Origin of the sequence: Streptomyces sp. NPDC096012, assembly GCF_040426375.1 — a bacterium.
In the GTDB taxonomy this organism is placed as follows: domain Bacteria; phylum Actinomycetota; class Actinomycetes; order Streptomycetales; family Streptomycetaceae; genus Streptomyces.
In genome coordinates this window covers 139,453-157,861 of record NZ_JBEOTD010000003.1, presented here as the reverse complement: position 1 = coordinate 157,861, position 18,409 = coordinate 139,453, and the positions used below count along the sequence as shown (strand labels likewise).

Sequence of the window (18,409 nt, the reverse complement as noted above, 5' to 3'; positions counted from 1 at the left end):
TCCGGGCCGGGCCGGGCCGGCCCAGGCCCCCCCGGCACCCGGCGCCCGGCGGCGCCTGTCGTCACCGCGTCACGGTCAGCGCGTGGAGCAGTGCGGCGGCCAGCGCCGTGCGTTCGGTCATCCCGCGAAGGCTGATGTGCTCTCCCCGGGCGTGTGCACCGTCGCCCACCGCGCCGAAGCCGTCGAGCACCGGCACGCCGAGGGCGGCGACGAAGTTCCCGTCGCTGGCGCCGCCGACCTCACACTCCGCGAGATCCAGACCGATCTTCTCCGCCAGGCCACGAGCCAGCCCGAACAGCCTGGCCGTGCCCTCCGAGCGCTCCATGACCGGCCGGTTCCACTCGCCGGTCACGGTGACGGCGACCCGCGGGTCCGCGGGCGCCAGGGCGGCGAGCGCCGCGTCGATCCGGTCCGCCTCCGCCTGGCTGCGGACCCGTACGTCCAGGTGCCCGGTCGCCGAGCCCGCCGTGACGTTGGTCCGCGTCCCGCCCTCCACGACACCGACGTTGACCGTGGTGCCGGCGTCCAGGTCGGTCAGGGCGTGCAGCTGGAGGACGAGGCGGGCGAGCTCCTCGACGGCGCTGACCCCGCGTGTGGGATCCAGGCCCGCGTGAGCCTCGACTCCGGTGACGTCGACGCGGAAGATGCCGACGCCCTTGCGCGCGGTCTTCAGCGCGCCGCCCGCGCTCGCCTCGAAGACCAGGGCGGCCCCGGCACCCTCGGCCGCGGCCTCGATGACCGGCCGGGAGACCGGGCTGCCGATCTCCTCGTCCCCGTTGAGGACCAGCCGGACCGGTGGCCGGGGCAGGCCCGCCTCCGCGAGGACGCGCAGCGCCCACACCGCCTGCACCAGGCCCGCCTTCATGTCGAAGACGCCAGGACCGGTGACCCGGTCGCCGTCGACGCCGAACGGCCAGTCCACGAGCGTGCCCTTGGGCCACACCGTGTCGTAGTGGGCCAGGACGAGCACCGGCGCCGGGCCCTCGCCCGGGTATTCGTAGACCCGTACGTCGCCGTACTCGCCGCCGTCGGTGAACCTGACCGAGGCGGGTTCGCCGAGCCGTTCGCGCAGCCAGGCGTCGATGCGGGCCAGCCCGGCCTCCAGGAGGGGTCTGTCGTCGCTGGGCGTCTCCAGCCCGACGTAGCGGGCCAGGTCCTCCAGCATCCGGTCGCGGTGCTTCGCCACCCGCTCCAGCAGGGCGGCGGTGTCCGTGTCGGGCGCCATCGCTGTCTCCTTTTGATCGTGGCCGCGGGTCACGCGATCTCCCGGTCCTTGGTCTCCGGCATCGTGCTGTAGACGGCGATGCCGATGAGGGCGGCCGCCGCCACATAGACCCAGACCAGGTCGCTGTGGCCGTTCGTGCTCATCCAGGTGGTCACGTACGGGGCCGTGCCGCCGAAGAGGGCGACGGAGAGCGCGTACGGCAGACCGATGCCGGTGGTGCGGACCTCCGGCGGGAACTGCTCCGCCATGACGACCGCGCAGTTGGCCGAGTAACCGATCATCAGCACCAGACCGATGACCTCGATGAGGAGCAGTCCCCAGAAGTCGTCGGCCAGGAAGTGGAAGGCGGGCCAGGCGAAGACGAGGATACCGGCGGCAAACGCGATCATGGTCGGCTTGCGGCCGATCCGGTCGGACAGCAGCCCGCCGAACGGCAGCAGTACGAGGAAGACGGCCATCGCCACGGTGTTGGCCAGCAGCGCCCGGTTGAGCGGGATGCCGGTCGTCACATGGGCGTAGGACGGCAGGTAGCTGACCCACACGTAGTAGACGAGCGTGCCGGCGACGGTGATCCCGGCGACGCGGAGGGCGGCGCCGGGGTGGTCGCGCACCATGGCCACCACCGGGTTCCTGCGCTGCCGCTGTTCGGCCGCGGCCCGGACGAACGACTCGGTCTCGGGCACCGACTGACGCAGCCACAGTCCGACGAGGCCGAGCGCGGCGCCGATGGCGAACGCCAGACGCCAGCCCCAGTTGTGCAGGGCGTCGTCGTCGAGGGTGGAGGTCAGCAGGGTGCCGAGGAACGAGGCGATCAGCGCGCCCGCGCCCACTGAGACCTGCTGCCAGGACCCGGCGAACGCGCGCCGTCCCCTGGCCGCGGACTCCACGAGGAACGCGGAGGACGAGCCGAACTCGCCGCCCGCGGAGAAGCCCTGGACGAGTCGGGCGAGGACCAGCAGGAGCGGGGCGGCCACGCCGACGGCCGTGTAGGTGGGGCAGACCGCGACCACGAGGGAGGACCCGGCCATCAGGGCGATGGTGAGCGTCATGCCCTTCTTGCGGCCGTGGCGGTCGCTGTACGCGCCGAGCACGGCACCGCCGACCGGGCGCATGACGAAGCCGACGGCGAAGACGGCGAGGGTGGCGAGGAGGGCCGCCGACCCGTGGCCCGAGGGGAAGAAGCGGTCGGCGAAGATGGGCGAGAAGGTCGCGTAGACGGCCCAGTCGACCCACTCGACGGTGTTGCCGACGGCGCCGGCCACGATGGCCCTGCGCTGTGGGCGGCTGAGCCTGTGTTCGTCGTGCCGGGGCGGGTCGCCGGCTCTGCTCTCGGTGACGGTCACGGGGTCTTCTCCTGCCGTGCGGTGCCGGACGTCTGGTCCAGGACGTACTCGGCGATCTGTGCGTGGGTGGCGTACCAGACGTCGGACCGCGCCGAGATGTGCTCCAGCAGCTCGGACAGGATCGCCATGCGCGAGCGGTGGCCGATGATGTGCGGATGCATGGTGAGCTGGAACAGGCCGCCCTCGGCGTACGCCTGGTCGAACTCGTCCTTCCAGATGGACAGCACCCCGCGCGGCGGCGTGTACGGCCGGAGGGAGCCGAAGCGCTCCATCATGAAGTACGGGGCGTCGTCGCGGATCCACTCCACCGGGATCTCGACCACGCCGGTGGGCTCGCCGTCGGCGAGCAGTTCGTAGGGTTCGTCGTCCGCCATCAGCGACGAGTCGTACACCAGCCCCAGTTCCCGGGTGATGGCAAGGGTGTGCGGGGAGAAGTCCCAGGAGGGCGTGCGGATGCCCACGGGCCGGGTGCCGGTGAGTCGCTCCAGGGTGTCCGCGGCGCGCAGGGCGAGTTCCCGCTCGACGGCGGCGGGGATCTGGGTGTTGCGCTCGTGGATCCAGCCGTGCAGGGCGACCTCGTGGCCGTGCTCGACGTAGGAGGCCGCCTCGCCCTCGTGCAGCAGTGCCGAGACGGCGGGTATGAAGAAGGACGCGGGCGCCCGGTGCCGCTGAAGCAGCCGCAGGATGCGCGGAACGCCGACGCGGGCCCCGTACTCGCCCTGGGCGAGCTTGCCCGGCAGGGTCTCGGCGTCGCGCAGCGGGATGGTCTCGTGGTCGGAGTCGAAGGACAGCGCCACGGCCACCCGGGCGCCGCCCGGCCACGTGCTCGGGCTCAGCGAGCGGCCGGCGCGGACCCGGTCGACGTGACCGCGCCAGGTCGGCTCGTCCCACTGCCAGGGCTGGGGAGACTCTTCGGGCATGACGTACCTTCCGGAAGTTCGGTGCGGGGAGTGGGGGAGGGGGGTGGACATCGCGGGTCGCGGCCGGGTCACGCCGCTGGGGTGAGCCGGCGGCCGCGGCGGGGGCCGGTGTACGTCCGGCCGTCGACCACCATCGCGCCCTCCTGCATCACCCAGGCGATACCGCTCGGCGGACGGACCGGGTCGCGGTAGTCGCACTCGTGGTCGATCGTCTGCGGATCGAAGGCCACCAGGTCGGCGATCAGACCCTTGGCGACGGAGCCGCGCTCGGGGATGCGGAAGACCTCGGCCGGCAGCGAGGTCATCCGGCGCACGGCCTCCCCCAGCGGGAGGACCCGGTGCCTGCGCACATACTCCGCCAGCACCCGGGGGAAGGTGCCGAACAACCGGGGGTGGGGCTTGCCGCCGTTGCCGGGCGGCAGGCCGTCGGAGCCGACCATGGTGTCGGCATCGGCGAACGCCGTGCGGACGTCCTGCTCGTCCATGGAGAACAGCACCATGGTGACGTGGAGTTCTTCCTCGCGCAGGATGCGGATGAAGGCCTCGAGCGGCGACTCGCCCGCGGCACGGGCCAGTTCCGCGACGGTCCGGCCCTCGTAGCGGTGGCTGGCGGTGGTGGAGATCAGGATGCCGTCCCAGCCGGCGCCGTGCAGGTGGCTGTCCCAGCCGGGCAGGCCGGACTCCATCATCACGGCCAGCCGGCGGCGCTGTTCGGCCGACGCCAGCCGGGCCAGTACGCCCTCGTCGCCGTCGGCGAGGAAGGGCGGCGGCAGCAGCGCCGTGAGCATCGTGGCGCCGGCCGTGTAGGGGTAGATGTCCTTGGTGAGGGACAGCCCGGACGCGGCGTGCTGGTGGATGCGGTCCAGCGCGGCCGGCATCCGGCCCCAGTTGCTGCGGCCGTTGGACTTCAGGTGGGAGATGTGCACCCGGCATCCGCCGTCGACGCCGATCCGGGCACTCTCGTCGATCGAGGAGAGCAGCGAGGCGCCCTCACCGCGCATGTGGGTGGTGTACAGGCCGTCGGGGCCCAGGCGCCTGGCGAGGGCGACGAGTTCGTCGGTCCCGCTGAAGACCGCCGGCGGGTACACCAGCCCGCTGGACATGCCGAAGGCGCCGCCTTCGAGCGCGAGGTCCAGCTCACGGCACATCAGGCGCAGTTCACCGGCGTCCGGTGTGCGGTCGGCCATGCCGAGCACGGCGATGCGCAGCGTGCCGTGCCCGACCAGCGGGGCCCAGTTGGTCACATGGCCGCGGGCGTCGGCGAGCCGGGTGAACTCCGCCCACGTGGACCAGGCGAACTCCATGGGCGGGAAGATCCGCTGAGTGAACGAGGCGAACGCCCCCACCGAGTCGGCTCGGGTCGGCGCCAGCGAGAACCCGCAGTTGCCGGTGACCTCCGTGGTGACGCCCTGAAGGATCTTGGAGGTGTCGTCCTCGGCCAGCAGCGCCGCGTTGTCGGCGTGCGAGTGGACGTCGATGAATCCCGGGGCGATCACCAGCCCGGTGGCATCCACCGTGGGCATGTCGCCGGGCGCGACCGCCCCCGGGGCCTCGACCGCGGCGATCCGGCCCGCCCGGATGAGGACATCGGCGCGTACGGGCTCGCGCCCACTGCCGTCGGCCACGGTTCCACCGCGGATCAGCATCTCGTTTCCTGGCAAGGCGGGCTCCTCCTGGCAAGACCGGCGGTGGCAGCGGCTCCGTCCGGGCCGGCCGCCCGATGTCCGGGCGGTCACCCGGCAGGCGGGGCAGCCGGGCGCCGGCACCGGCCTGGCCTGCGGTTTGGTCCTGCCGGACCTCGGCGTCCTGTCGGTCAGTCTGCGGAGGCCGGGTGCCGGGTGTCCTTGTAGGTCAGGACGAAGTTCCCGGCGGCCGCTTGTCGCCCGCGTCAAGGGCGGCGGCCCGCACCGCGCGCAGCCGGAGCTGAAGATGGGCGAGGAGCACGGCGTCCGCGTCACCGAAGTCCAGTTCGCCCACCTCGCGGATCCGCCGCAGCCGGTAGCGCAGCGTGTTGACGTGGATACGCAGGAGGGCCGCGGCGTCCTCCGCGACACCGGCCGAGGCCAGATAGGCCGCCAGCGTCTCGGTCAGTACACCCTGCTCCCCGTCGTGCTCGGCGAGCCGGAGCAGCGGACCGGTGGCGTCGGGCAGAGCGAGGGCCTCGGTGGCGTCGGCCAGTTCCAGCAGCATGGCGGTGAGCGCCACATCCTCCAGAGTCGCCACCGACGGGCCACCGGAAGCGGCGGGATGCCGCATGGCCCGCAGCGCCGCGTCCGCCTGGGCCCGGGCCCGTGTCACACGCCCCACGGACTCGGCCGGTCCGCCGACGGCGACGACATGGCCGCCGGCCAGCGGGGAGCGGGACAAGAAGTCCCGGGCCAGCGCACGGGTGCCGTCCAGCGCCTGGGACGGCCCCGAGCGCGGCCAGGCCAGCAGGGCGTACACGGCATCGTTGCCGCACACGGTGACGGCCGACGGGTGGACGGCCGCCAGGTGCAGGGCGAGCACGTCCTCGAAACGGCGCCGCTCCGCTGCCGCGGCGGCGTCCGCTCCGGGGCTCCTCTCGCCGGGGCCCGCGAGGGGCGGTGCGGCGGCCAGTACGCACAGCGGCCCCGTGTCCAGGTGCAGTTGCCTGGCCGCGTCCGCTCCGGCCGATCCACCCGCCAGCACCGCCGCCGCCAGCTCCGCACGCTGCTGCCGGGCCCAGCTGCTGGTGGCCCGGGTATTGACCAGATGCAGGGCGACGAGGGGAGCGAGCTGCTCCAGCCGTCGGGCGAGATCGTCGGGAAGGGGCCGCGGGACGGCCGCCCACACGTAGCCGACGACTTCCGCACCCGCCCGCACCGCCAGGGCGGCACGAGGCAGCATGCCCGGAGCGACGGGCTCGATGTGAACCGTGCCGCCGGAGGCGTGCAGGCGGGCGAAGTCGCCGCGGGCGCGCAGTTGATCCAGCCACCGGTGGTGAACGGCCCGGCCGAGGATCGACTCCACCCGGGCCTCGTCGGCGCCGCGCTGCCCGGTGGACCAGGCGAGCACGGCCGCGGAGCGGTCCTCGATGGTGACCGGTGCCTGGAGCATCTCGGCGATGGTGTTGGCGATGGTGAACAGGTCGCCGCCGGCGCCGTCCGGCGACCGGCGGCCGTCCCGGGAGTGGTCCAGCAGCCGCTCCCGGATCATGGAGGCGACGTGCATCCAGGATGCGTCCGGATTGACCTCCAGCACGGCGACCGGACCGCCTTGCAGCCCGTCCGGCACCGGGCCCTTCAACGCGAGCACCGCGGCGCCGGCCGCCTCCATGGCCCGTGCCAGCGCGGCCGCGTCCGCGTGGTCACCGCCCCGCCCGGCGCCGGCGACACCGGGTCCGGCGGACCCGGTGTCACCTGCGGCCGCACCGGGCCGACCGGGACTCCGCGGGCCGCCGGGTGACAGCCCGACGCCCAGCACGACGCACCCGGGCTCCAGCTCCGCCCCGGCGGCCGGATCGTAGATGACGACGCCGGTCAGGGGCCGGTCCGCGCCGGGGCCGTCGACGGCCACCCGCAGCAGCGTCGGTCCCGTCTCCGCCACCAGCCGCCGTGCGGTAAGCCGATGATCCATGGGGCGCATCGTAGGCCTCCCGCACCTCCTGTCGTCCGCGACAAGGCTGGACGGCGCGCCTTGACGCGGACGACGACGCCGGGGAACCGGCGATCGGGCAGCCTGCCGGACATGGACCCGGACGTACGGGTGCGGAGCATCAGTGACCGCACCGGACTCGAAGCCCTGGCCACCCTCTTCATGCGCGTATGGGGGACCGGGCAACCGCAGATGCCCTTCCCCCTGCTGCGCGCACTCAGCCATACCGGAGGGATGGTCCTGGGCGCCTACGCGGCGGGGCGGCTGGTCGGGGGCGCGGTGGGACTGTGCGGAGCCGACCCGGTCCGCCACGGCCTGCACTCCCACATCGTCGGCGTCGACGGCGGCGCCCGCAGGACCGGGGTGGGCACAGCGCTCAAACTCGCCCAGCGAGACTGGTGCCTCGAGCGTGGCATCACCACGATGACCTGGACCTTCGACCCGCTGATACGGCGCAACGCCACCTTCAACATCGCCCGATTGCACGCGGTCGGTGTGGCCTACCACCCGGACTTCTACGGGCCCATGGAGGACGCCTACAACGCGGGCGTCCCCACCGATCGGGTGCTGGCCCGCTGGGACCTCACCACCGACGCCACGACGGCCCGGGCCGCACCGTGCGCACCCGCGGCGGGCCCGGACCCGACCACCGAACGGCTGCCGCACCGGCGGCTGCCCGTACTGGACATCGGCGAGGACGGCCGGCCCCGCCGGCTGGCGCCCCTGCCGCACCCCGCACCGCCGCCCACCGGCAGGCCGCCCCGGGACCCGGCGCCGTCCACCGGGGCGGAGGTCCGGCTGCGCGTTCCCGAAGCACTGCACCACGACCGGGAACTCCTGAGCGTCTGGCGACCCGCGTTGCGCGAGGCGATGAGCCCGCTGCTCGACGCCGGCTACCGGTGGACCGGCGTCACCCGTGACGGCTGGTACGTCCTCACCTCTTCCGTGACCACACCCCGCAAGGAGCACGCGTGAAAATCGAGTCGGTGGAGCTGCTGCGCGTCGGCATGCCGTTGGTCTCCCCGTTCCGCACCTCGTTCGGAACCCAGACCCTCCGGGACGTGCTGCTGGTGCGGGTGATCACCCCGGAGGCCGAGGGGTGGGCGGAGTGCGTGGCGATGGCGGACCCCCTGTACTCCAGCGAGTACGCCGGCGCGGCCCACCGCGTCATGGCCGACCACCTGCTGCCGCGGCTGTTCGCCGCCGGTGGCGAGGTCACGGCGGCGGCGGTGGCCCCGGCCCTTGCCCCGGTGCGCGGTCACCGCATGGCGAAGGCCGCGGTGGAGGCCGCGGTACTGGACGCCGAGCTGAAGGCGGCCGGGGTGCCACTGAGCCGGCACCTCGGCGCCACCCAGTCCCACATCGTCTCGGGCGTGTCGGTGGGCATCCACGAGTCGGTGCCGGAATTGCTGAACACGGTCGGCGGCTACCTGACCGACGGCTACGCGCGGATCAAGCTGAAGATCGAGCCTGGCTGGGACATCGAACCCGTCGCCGCCGTCCGCAAGCACTTCGGCGACGACATCCTTCTCCAGGCGGACGCGAACTCGGCCTACACCCGCGCCGACGCCCGGCATCTGGCCGGCCTCGACCCGTACGGGCTGCTTCTGCTGGAGCAGCCGCTGGAGGAGGAGGACGTGGCCGGCCACGCCGAGCTGGCGCGGTTGCTGACCACGCCGATCTGCCTGGACGAGTCGATCGTCTCCGCGCAGGCGGCGCACGAGGCGATCCGGATCGGCGCCTGCGCGATCGTCAACATCAAGCCCGGCCGGGTGGGCGGCTACCTGGAGGCCCGCCGGGTGCACGACGTCTGCGCGGCGGCCGGGGTGCCGGTCTGGGCGGGCGGCATGCTGGAGACCGGGATCGGACGGGCGGCCAATCTGGCACTGGCCGGCCTCCCCAACTTCACTCTGCCGTCCGACATCTCCGGCTCGGACCGCTACTACCGGCAGGATCTGACCGAGCCGTTCCGGGTGACCGACGGCACCATCCCGGTACCGGACGCACCGGGCATCGGCGTCGCCCCCATCCCCGAGGTCCTCGACCAGCTTGTGACGCAACGGGAGACGCTGCGGCCCACCGGCTGAGCGGACGGCGGTGCGGAGGCGTACGGGCATGTTCCGGGCTTCCCGGTGCGGCCCGGTGGGGGAGGTGACGACCACGACCCCGCCGAGCCGCACCACTGATCACGATGTCCAGGGATTCCTGAAGGTGCTCCTCCATGACGGCGCGAAGGTCGAGGTCTTCTCGCGCCACGAATGGGACGAGGACGCGATCACTCGGTCGGATGCGAGCAACCGGAGCGACGGTGGATCTGACTGATCTGGCACGCTTGCCCGGCGCCGCCGACCAGAACTTCGAAGCGCTCACGCGGGCCGTCGTCTCCCGTCGCTATGGTGCGCTGGGCACGATGCGGGAGCGCCGCAACCAGCCCGGCGTCGAGTTCTGTCTGCGCGTCGACCATGCCGGTGCTCTGGGCGACCCCGGCCGGATCTGGGGGTGGTCGTTGGCGGGCCGTTCTGGAAGACAGAGGACGAAGTCGGTCGGTCCGGCGACGTGCTCGATCGCCTTGGAGAGCGAGTCCTCGATCGGCGTGTGCTGGCCTGCGTTCAGCTAAGGTGCCGTCGACTGGCACTCTGTTCCTTCCTGGGTACGCGCGGCTCAGCGCAGCCACGCGAACGTGTGGAGTCGCCGTCCGGGTGTTCCGGGCGGATCAGAACAGCGCCGAGAACTAACGGACGGTCTCCAGCGCGTGCACCTTCCAGCCGCGGGCTTCCAGGCCGGCGCGGAGCGCGGCCGCGATGTCGGCCATGGGCGCCGGGTTCTCGGTGGCGACGTCGAGGTCCTGGCTGGGGCGGTTGACGAGGTGGTGCGCCCGTACGGCATACCCTCCGGTGAGGACCAAAGGATACGGGGAGCCGAGGGCGATCACATCTGCCAAGAGCCGCGTGTGCAGTTCCGGCATGTCCGTCATGCGGCTGCCCAGGGGTGGGAGGCGAGCTGGGGGAAGGCGTCCTCCCAGACGGTGCGCACAGTGCGGCCGACGAGTGTGCGCAGCACCGGCCACATCTGGAGGAGAAGATCCCGGTTGAGGAATTGGGGCAGATCGTCGCGCAGGCCCTCGTGCAGGACAGTGCGGTAAAGGCCCATACGCTGACGAGGCTTGCTCATGTCGTACGAGGTCATTCCTGACCAGGCCATGTGCAGCGGCAGTTCCACGATCCCTTGGGTCGGGCCGTGCAACTGGTCCAGCGACTCCGGCAGACGCCGTCGGAACTTCTCCCGGTACAACGCGAGATCCTCGGCGACCGCGCCCGAGGGGCCGCTCGGATCGGGTGCGCGGTGCTGTGGGCTGGAAGACATGCCTCCATCATGACGGCGGGGGAGCGGTAAGGGGCATGATGCGCAAGCCTGCGTCCGCAGTGAGCGGGACGGGCTCGTGCAGGGTGTCCGGGCGTGACAGCGCGGCAGTGCGCCGACACCTGCCTTGAACTGTGCTTGCCCATGACTCGCTCAGGTCGACGTCCTTCCGGTGACGCATCACGGGGAGCGCCGGGCAATCCGTCCTCCAGGCCCTGAGGTCGACAGTCTCTCGGCCTCGGCCCAAAAGTCCCTGAGAAGTCCACAGACGAAGCCGAACCCCTCCTTGCCTGCATACACGCAGGTGAGGAGGGGTTTAGCGGCGTTGTTTCTGAAGGCGCTCAGATGTCCCGGAAGATCTCGATCTGTGCGCCGACCGAGTTGAGGCGTTCGGCGAGGTCTTCGTAACCGCGGTTGATGACGTACACGTTGCGCAGTACCGACGTGCCCTCGGCCGCCATCATCGCCAGCAGGACGACCACGGCGGGGCGCAGGGCCGGCGGGCACATCATCTCGGCGGCGCGCCAGCGGGTCGGGCCTTCCACCAGGACCCGGTGCGGGTCGAGGAGCTGGAGGCGGCCGCCGAGGCGGTTGAGGTCCGTCAGGTAGATCGCCCGGTTGTCGTAGACCCAGTCGTGGATGAGGGTCTGGCCCGAGGCGACCGCCGCGATGGCCGCGAAGAACGGGACGTTGTCGATGTTCAGGCCCGGGAAGGGCATCGGGTGGATCTTGTCGATCGGCGCCTCCAGCTTGGAGGGGCGGACCGTGAGGTCGATCAGGCGGGTGCGGCCGTTGTCCGCGAAGTACTCGGGGCTGCGGTCGTGGTCGAGGCCCATCTCCTCCAGGACCGCCAGCTCGATCTCCAGGAACTCGATCGGCACCCGGCGTACCGTCAGCTCCGACTCGGTCACGACGGCGGCGGCCAGCAGGCTCATCGCCTCGACCGGGTCCTCCGAGGGGGAGTAGTCGACGTCCACGTCGATGTTCGGCACGCCGTGCACGGTCAGCGTGGTGGTGCCGATGCCCTCGACCTTGACGCCGAGCGCCTCCAGGAAGAAGCACAGGTCCTGGACCATGTAGTTGGAGGAGGCGTTGCGGATGACCGTCACGCCCTCGTGGCGGGCCGCCGCCAGCAGCGCGTTCTCCGTCACGGTGTCGCCGCGCTCGGTCAGCACGATGGGGCGGTCGGGGCGGACCGTGCGGTCCACCCGCGCGTGGTACTGGCCCTCGGTGGCCGCGATCTCCAGACCGAACCGGCGCAGCGCGATCATGTGCGGCTCGATGGTCCGCGTGCCCAGGTCGCAGCCGCCGGCGTACGGCAGCTTGAAGTGGTCCATGCGGTGCAGCAGCGGACCGAGGAACATGATGATCGAACGGGTGCGTACGGCGGCGTCCGCGTCGATCGCCGACATGTCCAGCTCGGTGGGCGGCACCAGCTCCAGGTCGACGCCGTCGTTGATCCAGCGGGTGCGCACGCCGATCGAGTTCAGCACCTCCAGGAGGCGGTAGACCTCCTCGATGCGCGCCACCCGGCGCAGCACCGTGCGCCCCTTGTTGAGCAGCGAGGCGCACAGCAGGGCCACGCAGGCGTTCTTGCTGGTCTTCACGTCGATGGCGCCGGACAGCCGGCGACCGCCGACCACGCGCAGATGCATCGGACCCGCGTAGCCCAGCGACACGATCTCGCTGTCCAGGGCCTCGCCGATTCGGGCGATCATCTCAAGGCTGATGTTCTGGTTGCCGCGCTCGATGCGGTTGACGGCGCTCTGGCTGGTACCGAGCGCCTCCGCGAGCTGCGTCTGTGTCCAGCCGCGGTGTTGCCGGGCATCACGGATGAGCTTGCCGATGCGTACGAGGTAGTCGTCTGACATGAGGCCGAGGTTATCTCAGATATGAGATGGTGCCTCCTGGGGGGTCCATTCGGGTGACGCCCCGTCAACGGCTCCTGCTCGTACGGGTACGACGCCATCCGAAAGGTCCGGGCAAATCCATCGATGTCGTACGACGTCCGGTGCTGCTGTGGGTGTGCCGGGGCCCGTGCGAGCCGCCGGTGGTGATGGACCAGGAGTGCCGGTTGATGTTCAGCCGCACTCCCGGAAGGATGCGGAAACTCTTGCGGAACGTGAGTGCCATCGTGCCCCCTCCGGGTGGATGCCGGGTGGATCCCGGCGTCCATCGGATACCCCGTGCGGGCCGGGTGATGGCAGGGCGGCCGCACGTAGCCGTAGCCGCGGTCGCGGTGGGGGAGGCCCGCCGGGCGGCACTGTCGGCGGCGGGGCTGTGAGCCGTGCCACCGCGTTTCCGCGCGGCCGGGGCGGGTCCGGGCATGACCATCCTGCGGCCATGTACTAGAGTTATCTCGACATCGAGATATCTGCCGAGGCGCACCGCGGCCGCCACGCCAGTAAGGGTTACCTAACTTAGCCTTACCTTAGCGGACCGGCCGAGCCGGTGTGGCGGCAGGATTGACGGTGGTACGCGCACATCAATGAAGGAGACTGTCGTGTCGGCGAACAGCTTCGACGCCCGCAGCACGCTGCAGGTGGGCGACGAGTCGTACGAGATCTTCCGGCTGGACAAGGTGGAGGGCTCGGCCCGGCTGCCGTACAGCCTCAAGGTCCTGCTGGAGAACCTGCTCCGCACGGAGGACGGCGCGAACATCACCGCCGACCACATCCGCGCCCTCGGTACCTGGGACTCGCAGGCCAAGCCCAGCCAGGAGATCCAGTTCACGCCGGCCCGCGTGATCATGCAGGACTTCACCGGCGTGCCCTGCGTCGTGGACCTCGCGACCATGCGTGAGGCCGTGAAGGAGCTGGGCGGCGACCCCGCCAAGATCAACCCGCTGGCGCCGGCCGAGCTGGTCATCGACCACTCCGTCATCGCCGACAAGTTCGGCACCAACGACGCCTTCAAGCAGAACGTCGAGCTGGAGTACGGCCGCAACAAGGAGCGCTACCAGTTCCTGCGCTGGGGCCAGACCGCCTTCGACGAGTTCAAGGTCGTACCCCCGGGCACCGGCATCGTCCACCAGGTGAACATCGAGCACCTGGCCCGGACCGTCATGGTGCGCAACGGCCAGGCCTACCCCGACACCCTCGTCGGCACCGACTCGCACACCACCATGGTCAACGGCCTCGGCGTCCTCGGCTGGGGCGTCGGCGGCATCGAGGCCGAGGCCGCGATGCTCGGCCAGCCGGTCTCCATGCTCATCCCGCGCGTCGTCGGCTTCAAGCTGACCGGTGAGCTCAAGCCCGGCACCACCGCCACCGACCTCGTGCTCACCATCACCGAGATGCTCCGCAAGCACGGTGTGGTCGGCAAGTTCGTCGAGTTCTACGGCGAGGGCGTGGCGGCCACCAGCCTCGCCAACCGCGCCACCATCGGCAACATGTCGCCGGAGTTCGGCTCCACCGCCGCGATCTTCCCGATCGACGACGAGACCCTGAACTACCTCAGGCTCACCGGCCGTTCCGAGCAGCAGGTCGCGCTCGTCGAGGCGTACGCCAAGAAGCAGGGCCTCTGGCTGGACCCGAAGGCCGAGCCGGACTTCTCCGAGAAGCTCGAGCTGGACCTGTCCACGGTCGTCCCGTCCATCGCCGGCCCGAAGCGCCCGCAGGACCGCATCGTCCTCGCGAACGCCGCCGAGCAGTTCAAGCAGGACGTCCGCAACTACGTGGACCTCGTGGACGAGGCGGGCCAGGAGTCCTTCCCGGCCTCCGACGCCCCGGCCGTCCCCCCGAACGGCGCGCCCAGCAACCCGGTCCAGGTGACCGCCCCCGACGGCACGACCTACGAGCTGGACCACGGTGCGGTGACGGTCGCGGCCATCACCTCCTGCACCAACACCTCCAACCCGTACGTCATGGTCGCCGCCGCCCTGGTGGCCAAGAAGGCGGTCGAGAAGGGCCTGACCCGCAAGCCGTGGGTCAAGACCACCCTCGCCCCGGGCTCCAAGGTCGTCACCGACTACTTCGACAAGGCGGGCCTGACCCCGTACCTCGACAAGGTCGGCTTCAACCTCGTCGGCTACGGCTGCACCACCTGCATCGGCAACTCCGGCCCGCTGCCGGACGAGGTCTCCAAGGCCGTCAACGACCACGACCTCGCGGTCACCTCGGTCCTCTCCGGCAACCGGAACTTCGAGGGCCGTATCAACCCCGACGTCAAGATGAACTACCTGGCCTCCCCGCCGCTGGTCGTCGCCTACGCCCTCGCGGGTTCCATGAAGGTGGACATCACCCGTGACGCCCTCGGCACCGACCAGGACGGCAACCCGGTCTACCTGAAGGACATCTGGCCCTCCGAGGCCGAGGTCAACGACGTCGTGGCGAACGCCATCGGCGAGGACATGTTCAACAAGTCCTACCAGGACGTCTTCGCGGGCGACGCCCAGTGGCAGGCGCTGCCCATCCCCACCGGCAACACCTTCGAGTGGGACCCGGAGTCGACCTACGTCCGCAAGCCCCCCTACTTCGAGGGCATGCAGCACGAGCCGGCCCCGGTCACCGACATCGCCGGCGCCCGCGTCCTCGCCAAGCTCGGCGACTCGGTCACCACCGACCACATCTCGCCCGCCGGTGCCATCAAGGCCGACACCCCGGCCGGCAAGTACCTCACCGAGCACGGTGTGGAGCGTCGTGACTTCAACTCCTACGGCTCCCGCCGAGGCAACCACGAGGTCATGATCCGCGGCACGTTCGCCAACATCCGCCTGCGCAACCAGATCGCGCCGGGCACCGAGGGCGGCTACACCCGCGACTTCACGCAGGCCGACGGGCCCGTCTCCTTCATCTACGACGCCTCGCGCAACTACATCGAGCAGGGCATCCCGCTGGTCGTCCTCGCGGGCAAGGAGTACGGCTCCGGCTCGTCCCGCGACTGGGCGGCCAAGGGCACCGCGCTGCTCGGGGTCAAGGCCGTCATCGCCGAGTCGTACGAGCGCATCCACCGCTCCAACCTGATCGGCATGGGCGTGCTCCCGCTGCAGTACCCGGAGGGCCAGTCCGCCTCCTCCCTCGGCCTGACCGGCGAGGAGACCTTCTCCTTCACCGGCGTCGAGGAGCTGAACAACGGCACCACGCCGCGCACGGTCAAGGTCACCACCGACACGGGTGTCGAGTTCGACGCGGTCGTCCGCATCGACACCCCCGGTGAGGCCGACTACTACCGCAACGGCGGCATCATGCAGTACGTGCTGCGCAGCCTGATCCGCAAGTAGGCGAGCGGTACGGCACGGCCGGCGAGGGCCGCATCCCCCACTCTCGGGGATGCGGCCCTCCGCGTTCGCCGCCGCCGGACGGCGCACCCCGGGGGCGCATCGACGTGCACCGCGCACCGGACCGCATCCGGCCCTGGGGGCCGCTCGTGGGGCCGACGCTCCCGCCCGGCCCGTCGCGACCTGCGGGCGAAGCGCGCCACGGGGGTGGGCGGCCGGTGAGGCGGACGGAGCGTCGAGACGAAAGAGCGCCCGAAGGCGTACGGGACTTCGACCGGTTCGGGTATGGAAGAGAAGCCCGGATGTCTCCTACGCTGAGTCCCGGTAGCTGAGAGTAGTCTTCTGGGTGCCAGGGGTGGTGGGGGTGATCGGGGATCCGTCCCGCTTTTCCGGGTACTCGCCTGCGGCGGTGCACAACCGTCCACTAACATGACCGGACGCCGCAGTCCAGGCACATCGGGGGAGCAGGAGGGGCTGAGGTGGGGCATGGGGGGCAACCCTTATGGCGCAGGAGCAGCATGTGTGGCAATGAGAACGAATGCCTGGAGGTCGCCGTGCGGGAGGACCGGGTCTTCGCGCGCGACTCCAAGCAGCCTCGCTGCGCACCCCTGTCCTTCACCGCTCGCGCTTGGACGGAGTTCCTCGGTGCCGTCGTCCGAGCGGAGTCGTACGGCCCGTGACGTTCTCATCGAGCCATCGACGACAGGTAGGGGTACTTATGCGTGTCGAGGCATCCGCAGTGCAGCATGCACAGGACGGGACACCGAGGCCGAAACGCGTGAGGACCGGAGCGGTCGCGCTCTCCCTGGGCGCGGGTGCGTCGGCGACCCTGGCCGCGGCCCTCGCCTCGATGCTCGTCGACAACCTCACCGCGAGACGGATCCTCTGGGTCGTCGTGGCCGTGGCCGTGGCCGTGGCAGCGGGCATGTGGTGGGCCGAAGGCGGTCCTACGGCGCTCCGACCTGATTCTGATCGCCCTGCGCACCGCTCTGCGCCTGGTTCGCCGGAGTAGCGGCGGCGCGGCGCTTCTTGCGCCGACCGTGCGCCAGCGCGGTCACCACCGTGAGCAACGTGGTGCCCCCGAAGGTGCCTCCGACGGTGGCTATATTCGGCCACGGCAGCTTCAGGTGCCCGGCCGCGTGCAGGGACACGAGCGTCCAGGCGGCGATCGTCAGGGCTCCGAGGAACACCCCGCCCGCGATCAGAGCGAGATGGACCTTCCACGCGTGGCGCGCCCTCTCTATCGCTATGAGGTTCCGGGTGTGCGCCGGATCCTGCATCGCCTGAGCCTTGAGCTCCTCGTCGGACATCCCGGCCGCCCCAGCACCGGGTCCATCGGTGAGGGCCCACCTCTGCAGACCCTGCCATATCGACCTGAAGACCACTGTGGTCTACCCCCTGGCTCCGCCGGCCACGGATTCCGCGTCTATCAGCGGGTCCCGAGGTCTTGCCTGATGCGACCGATCAGGTCGAGGGACTCGGTCTCACCGAGCGCAAGATCCGTGATCGTGTGGAAGCACTCCTGGTAACGGGCCAGCAGTTCCATGTCCTCGCCGCCGGTCATGCTGCCGGCCGCGTGTTCCAGGTACAGCAGGTCGTCGTCGTCGGGAAAGCCGAGCAGGACGAAGCTGCCCAGTGTGCTGTAGTGCGCGCCGGCCGTGAACGGCAGGATGCGGAGCCGTACGCGGTCGTGGGCCCCCAGGTCGAGCAGGTGCTCCAGCTGGGCGGCGAGCACGGACGCTCCGCCGATCTCCCGTCGCACCGCCGCCTCGTCCAGGACGAGCGTGGCGACGGGCCCTTCCGCACCGTCGAACATCCGCTCCCGGCGCTCCATCCGCAAGTCCACCACGCGCCGCACCCGTTCGGGGTCCAGGCCGCGCGGGGCGAGGAGCGCCTCGGCGTAGTCACGGGTCTGCAGGTGTCCCGGGACGACGATGGGGTGGTAGGTGTTCAGGGACGTGGCGGCGCTCTCGTAGCCCAGGTACTGCGCGTACTGCGGGCTGACGACGTCGTGGTACGGGGACCACCAGCTGGGCCCCTTGCTGCCCCGGGCGGCCTGCTCCAGCTCGTGGACCAGGTCGGGGTCGGTGATCTCGTACAACCACATCAGCGCACGCAGGTCGCTGACGGACACGCTGACCGTGCCGGTCTCCACCCGGATCAGCTTCGACTGCGACCACTCGACCCGCTCGGCGGCCTCACGCTGGCTCAGGCCGGCACGCTCGCGCGCGTGCCGCAGGGCGAGGCGCAGCTTGCGCCGGTTGAGGCTGGGGTCCACAGGGGGTGTCATCGCCGCTCCTTCGACCGTGCACGTACCCCGAACCCGATCGGCCATGCACAGAAAGCTTCAAGCTCTCGGACCACACCATTATGCCGGTAGCTTTCTGCATAGAGCCGAACGACGCTGGCGGATGCCGGCACGGGTTCGTCTGCCCCCTTCGCCCCCTTCAACGCACGGGCGCGCGCGCCGGATCCGAAAAGGCCGCCCCTGCTGCCCCGACCGGGAGTGAGGGGCGCACGAAGGGGCGCACGAGGGCAGGGGAACGCGCCCATTCACTCCCTCGCGTCGCCAGCGCGCCGCCCTGAAGCCGCTCGCACCGCCGCCCCATGCAGCCTCGCACCGCGCCTACGCGCTCGCACCGCGCCTACGCGCTCGCACCGCGCCTACGCGCTCGCACCGCGCCTACGCGCTCGCACCGCGCCTACGCGCTCGCACCGCGCCTACGCG

16 protein-coding genes and 1 pseudogene are annotated in these 18,409 nt (G+C 71.1%); 6 read left to right on the top strand and 11 right to left on the bottom strand.

Translation table 11 applies throughout. The features are described 5' to 3' along the window. Positions 1-61: 61 nt before the first annotated feature. The 5 genes from ABVB68_RS04875 to ABVB68_RS04855 all read right to left on the bottom strand — a co-directional run bounded on the left by ABVB68_RS04875 (position 62) and on the right by ABVB68_RS04855 (position 7,085). The gene (locus tag ABVB68_RS04875; protein WP_353599599.1) at positions 62-1,225 is read right to left on the bottom strand and encodes a M20 family metallopeptidase; all 1,164 of its coding nucleotides are present in this window, start codon (positions 1,223-1,225) and stop codon (positions 62-64) included. 29 nt (positions 1,226-1,254) lie between these two features. Next, the gene (locus tag ABVB68_RS04870) at positions 1,255-2,568 is read right to left on the bottom strand and encodes an MFS transporter (protein WP_353599598.1); all 1,314 of its coding nucleotides are present in this window, start codon (positions 2,566-2,568) and stop codon (positions 1,255-1,257) included. Next, positions 2,565-3,488, bottom strand: coding sequence for a polysaccharide deacetylase family protein (locus ABVB68_RS04865; protein WP_353599597.1), 924 nt, complete (start codon positions 3,486-3,488; stop codon positions 2,565-2,567). Before ABVB68_RS04865 ends, ABVB68_RS04870 begins: the two co-directional genes overlap by 4 nt. A gap of 68 nt (positions 3,489-3,556) precedes the next feature. Further along, complete coding sequence (locus tag ABVB68_RS04860; protein WP_353599596.1) at positions 3,557-5,149, bottom strand: N-acyl-D-amino-acid deacylase family protein; 1,593 nt, start codon at positions 5,147-5,149, stop codon at positions 3,557-3,559. 190 nt (positions 5,150-5,339) lie between these two features. Continuing rightward, complete coding sequence (locus ABVB68_RS04855) at positions 5,340-7,085, bottom strand: PucR family transcriptional regulator (protein WP_353599595.1); 1,746 nt, start codon at positions 7,083-7,085, stop codon at positions 5,340-5,342. A gap of 111 nt (positions 7,086-7,196) precedes the next feature. On the opposite strand from ABVB68_RS04855, the gene ABVB68_RS04850 reads away from it, so the two are divergent. Genes ABVB68_RS04850 through ABVB68_RS04835 form a run of 4 tightly spaced genes read left to right on the top strand, consistent with a single transcriptional unit; the run spans position 7,197 to position 9,720 of the window. Further along, positions 7,197-8,078 carry a GNAT family N-acetyltransferase gene (locus ABVB68_RS04850; protein ID WP_353599594.1) on the top strand — a complete coding sequence of 294 codons (882 nt, stop codon included), beginning with the start codon at positions 7,197-7,199 and terminating at the stop codon, positions 8,076-8,078. Next, complete coding sequence (gene menC, locus ABVB68_RS04845) at positions 8,075-9,190, top strand: o-succinylbenzoate synthase (RefSeq protein ID WP_353599593.1); 1,116 nt, start codon at positions 8,075-8,077, stop codon at positions 9,188-9,190. The genes ABVB68_RS04850 and menC overlap by 4 nt, the downstream gene beginning before the upstream one ends. Before the next feature lie 28 nt (positions 9,191-9,218). Next, entirely contained in the window at positions 9,219-9,425 is a 207-nt protein-coding gene (locus ABVB68_RS04840; protein ID WP_353599592.1) for a DUF6375 family protein, read from the top strand. Then, positions 9,412-9,720 (top strand): hypothetical protein, encoded by a 309-nt coding sequence (locus ABVB68_RS04835; RefSeq protein WP_353599591.1) that lies wholly within the window; start codon positions 9,412-9,414, stop codon positions 9,718-9,720. Before ABVB68_RS04840 ends, ABVB68_RS04835 begins: the two co-directional genes overlap by 14 nt. A gap of 123 nt (positions 9,721-9,843) precedes the next feature. On the opposite strand, the pseudogene ABVB68_RS04830 reads toward ABVB68_RS04835, so the two are convergent. The 4 genes and pseudogenes from ABVB68_RS04830 to ABVB68_RS04815 all read right to left on the bottom strand — a co-directional run. After that, positions 9,844-10,077, bottom strand: a pseudogene (locus ABVB68_RS04830) (nucleotidyl transferase AbiEii/AbiGii toxin family protein); the annotation flags it as partial. Continuing rightward, the gene (locus ABVB68_RS04825; protein ID WP_353599590.1) at positions 10,074-10,466 is read right to left on the bottom strand and encodes a hypothetical protein; all 393 of its coding nucleotides are present in this window, start codon (positions 10,464-10,466) and stop codon (positions 10,074-10,076) included. The pseudogene ABVB68_RS04830 and the gene ABVB68_RS04825, both read right to left, overlap by 4 nt. A 338-nt stretch (positions 10,467-10,804) precedes the next feature. Continuing rightward, positions 10,805-12,334, bottom strand: a complete 1,530-nt coding sequence (locus tag ABVB68_RS04820) for a helix-turn-helix domain-containing protein (RefSeq protein ID WP_353599589.1) — start codon at positions 12,332-12,334, stop codon at positions 10,805-10,807. A gap of 64 nt (positions 12,335-12,398) precedes the next feature. Next, positions 12,399-12,596 carry a DUF4236 domain-containing protein gene (locus tag ABVB68_RS04815; protein WP_353599588.1) on the bottom strand — a complete coding sequence of 66 codons (198 nt, stop codon included), beginning with the start codon at positions 12,594-12,596 and terminating at the stop codon, positions 12,399-12,401. A 370-nt stretch (positions 12,597-12,966) separates the two neighbouring features. On the opposite strand from ABVB68_RS04815, the gene acnA reads away from it, so the two are divergent. Both acnA and ABVB68_RS04805 read left to right on the top strand, forming a co-directional pair. After that, positions 12,967-15,684 carry an aconitate hydratase AcnA gene (gene acnA / locus ABVB68_RS04810; RefSeq protein ID WP_353599587.1) on the top strand — a complete coding sequence of 906 codons (2,718 nt, stop codon included), beginning with the start codon at positions 12,967-12,969 and terminating at the stop codon, positions 15,682-15,684. Positions 15,685-16,160: 476 nt separating this feature from the next. After that, positions 16,161-16,361, top strand: a complete 201-nt coding sequence (locus ABVB68_RS04805) for a DUF397 domain-containing protein (protein ID WP_353599586.1) — start codon at positions 16,161-16,163, stop codon at positions 16,359-16,361. A gap of 267 nt (positions 16,362-16,628) precedes the next feature. Here the strand turns inward: ABVB68_RS04805 and ABVB68_RS04800 are convergent, their stop codons facing one another. Beyond that, a complete protein-coding gene (locus ABVB68_RS04800; protein ID WP_353599585.1) occupies positions 16,629-16,991 on the bottom strand; it encodes a hypothetical protein in 363 nt (120 codons plus the stop codon). Between the two features lie 119 nt (positions 16,992-17,110). Further along, positions 17,111-17,971 carry a helix-turn-helix domain-containing protein gene (locus tag ABVB68_RS04795; protein ID WP_353599584.1) on the bottom strand — a complete coding sequence of 287 codons (861 nt, stop codon included), beginning with the start codon at positions 17,969-17,971 and terminating at the stop codon, positions 17,111-17,113. Between the last annotated feature and the right edge of the window lie 438 nt (positions 17,972-18,409).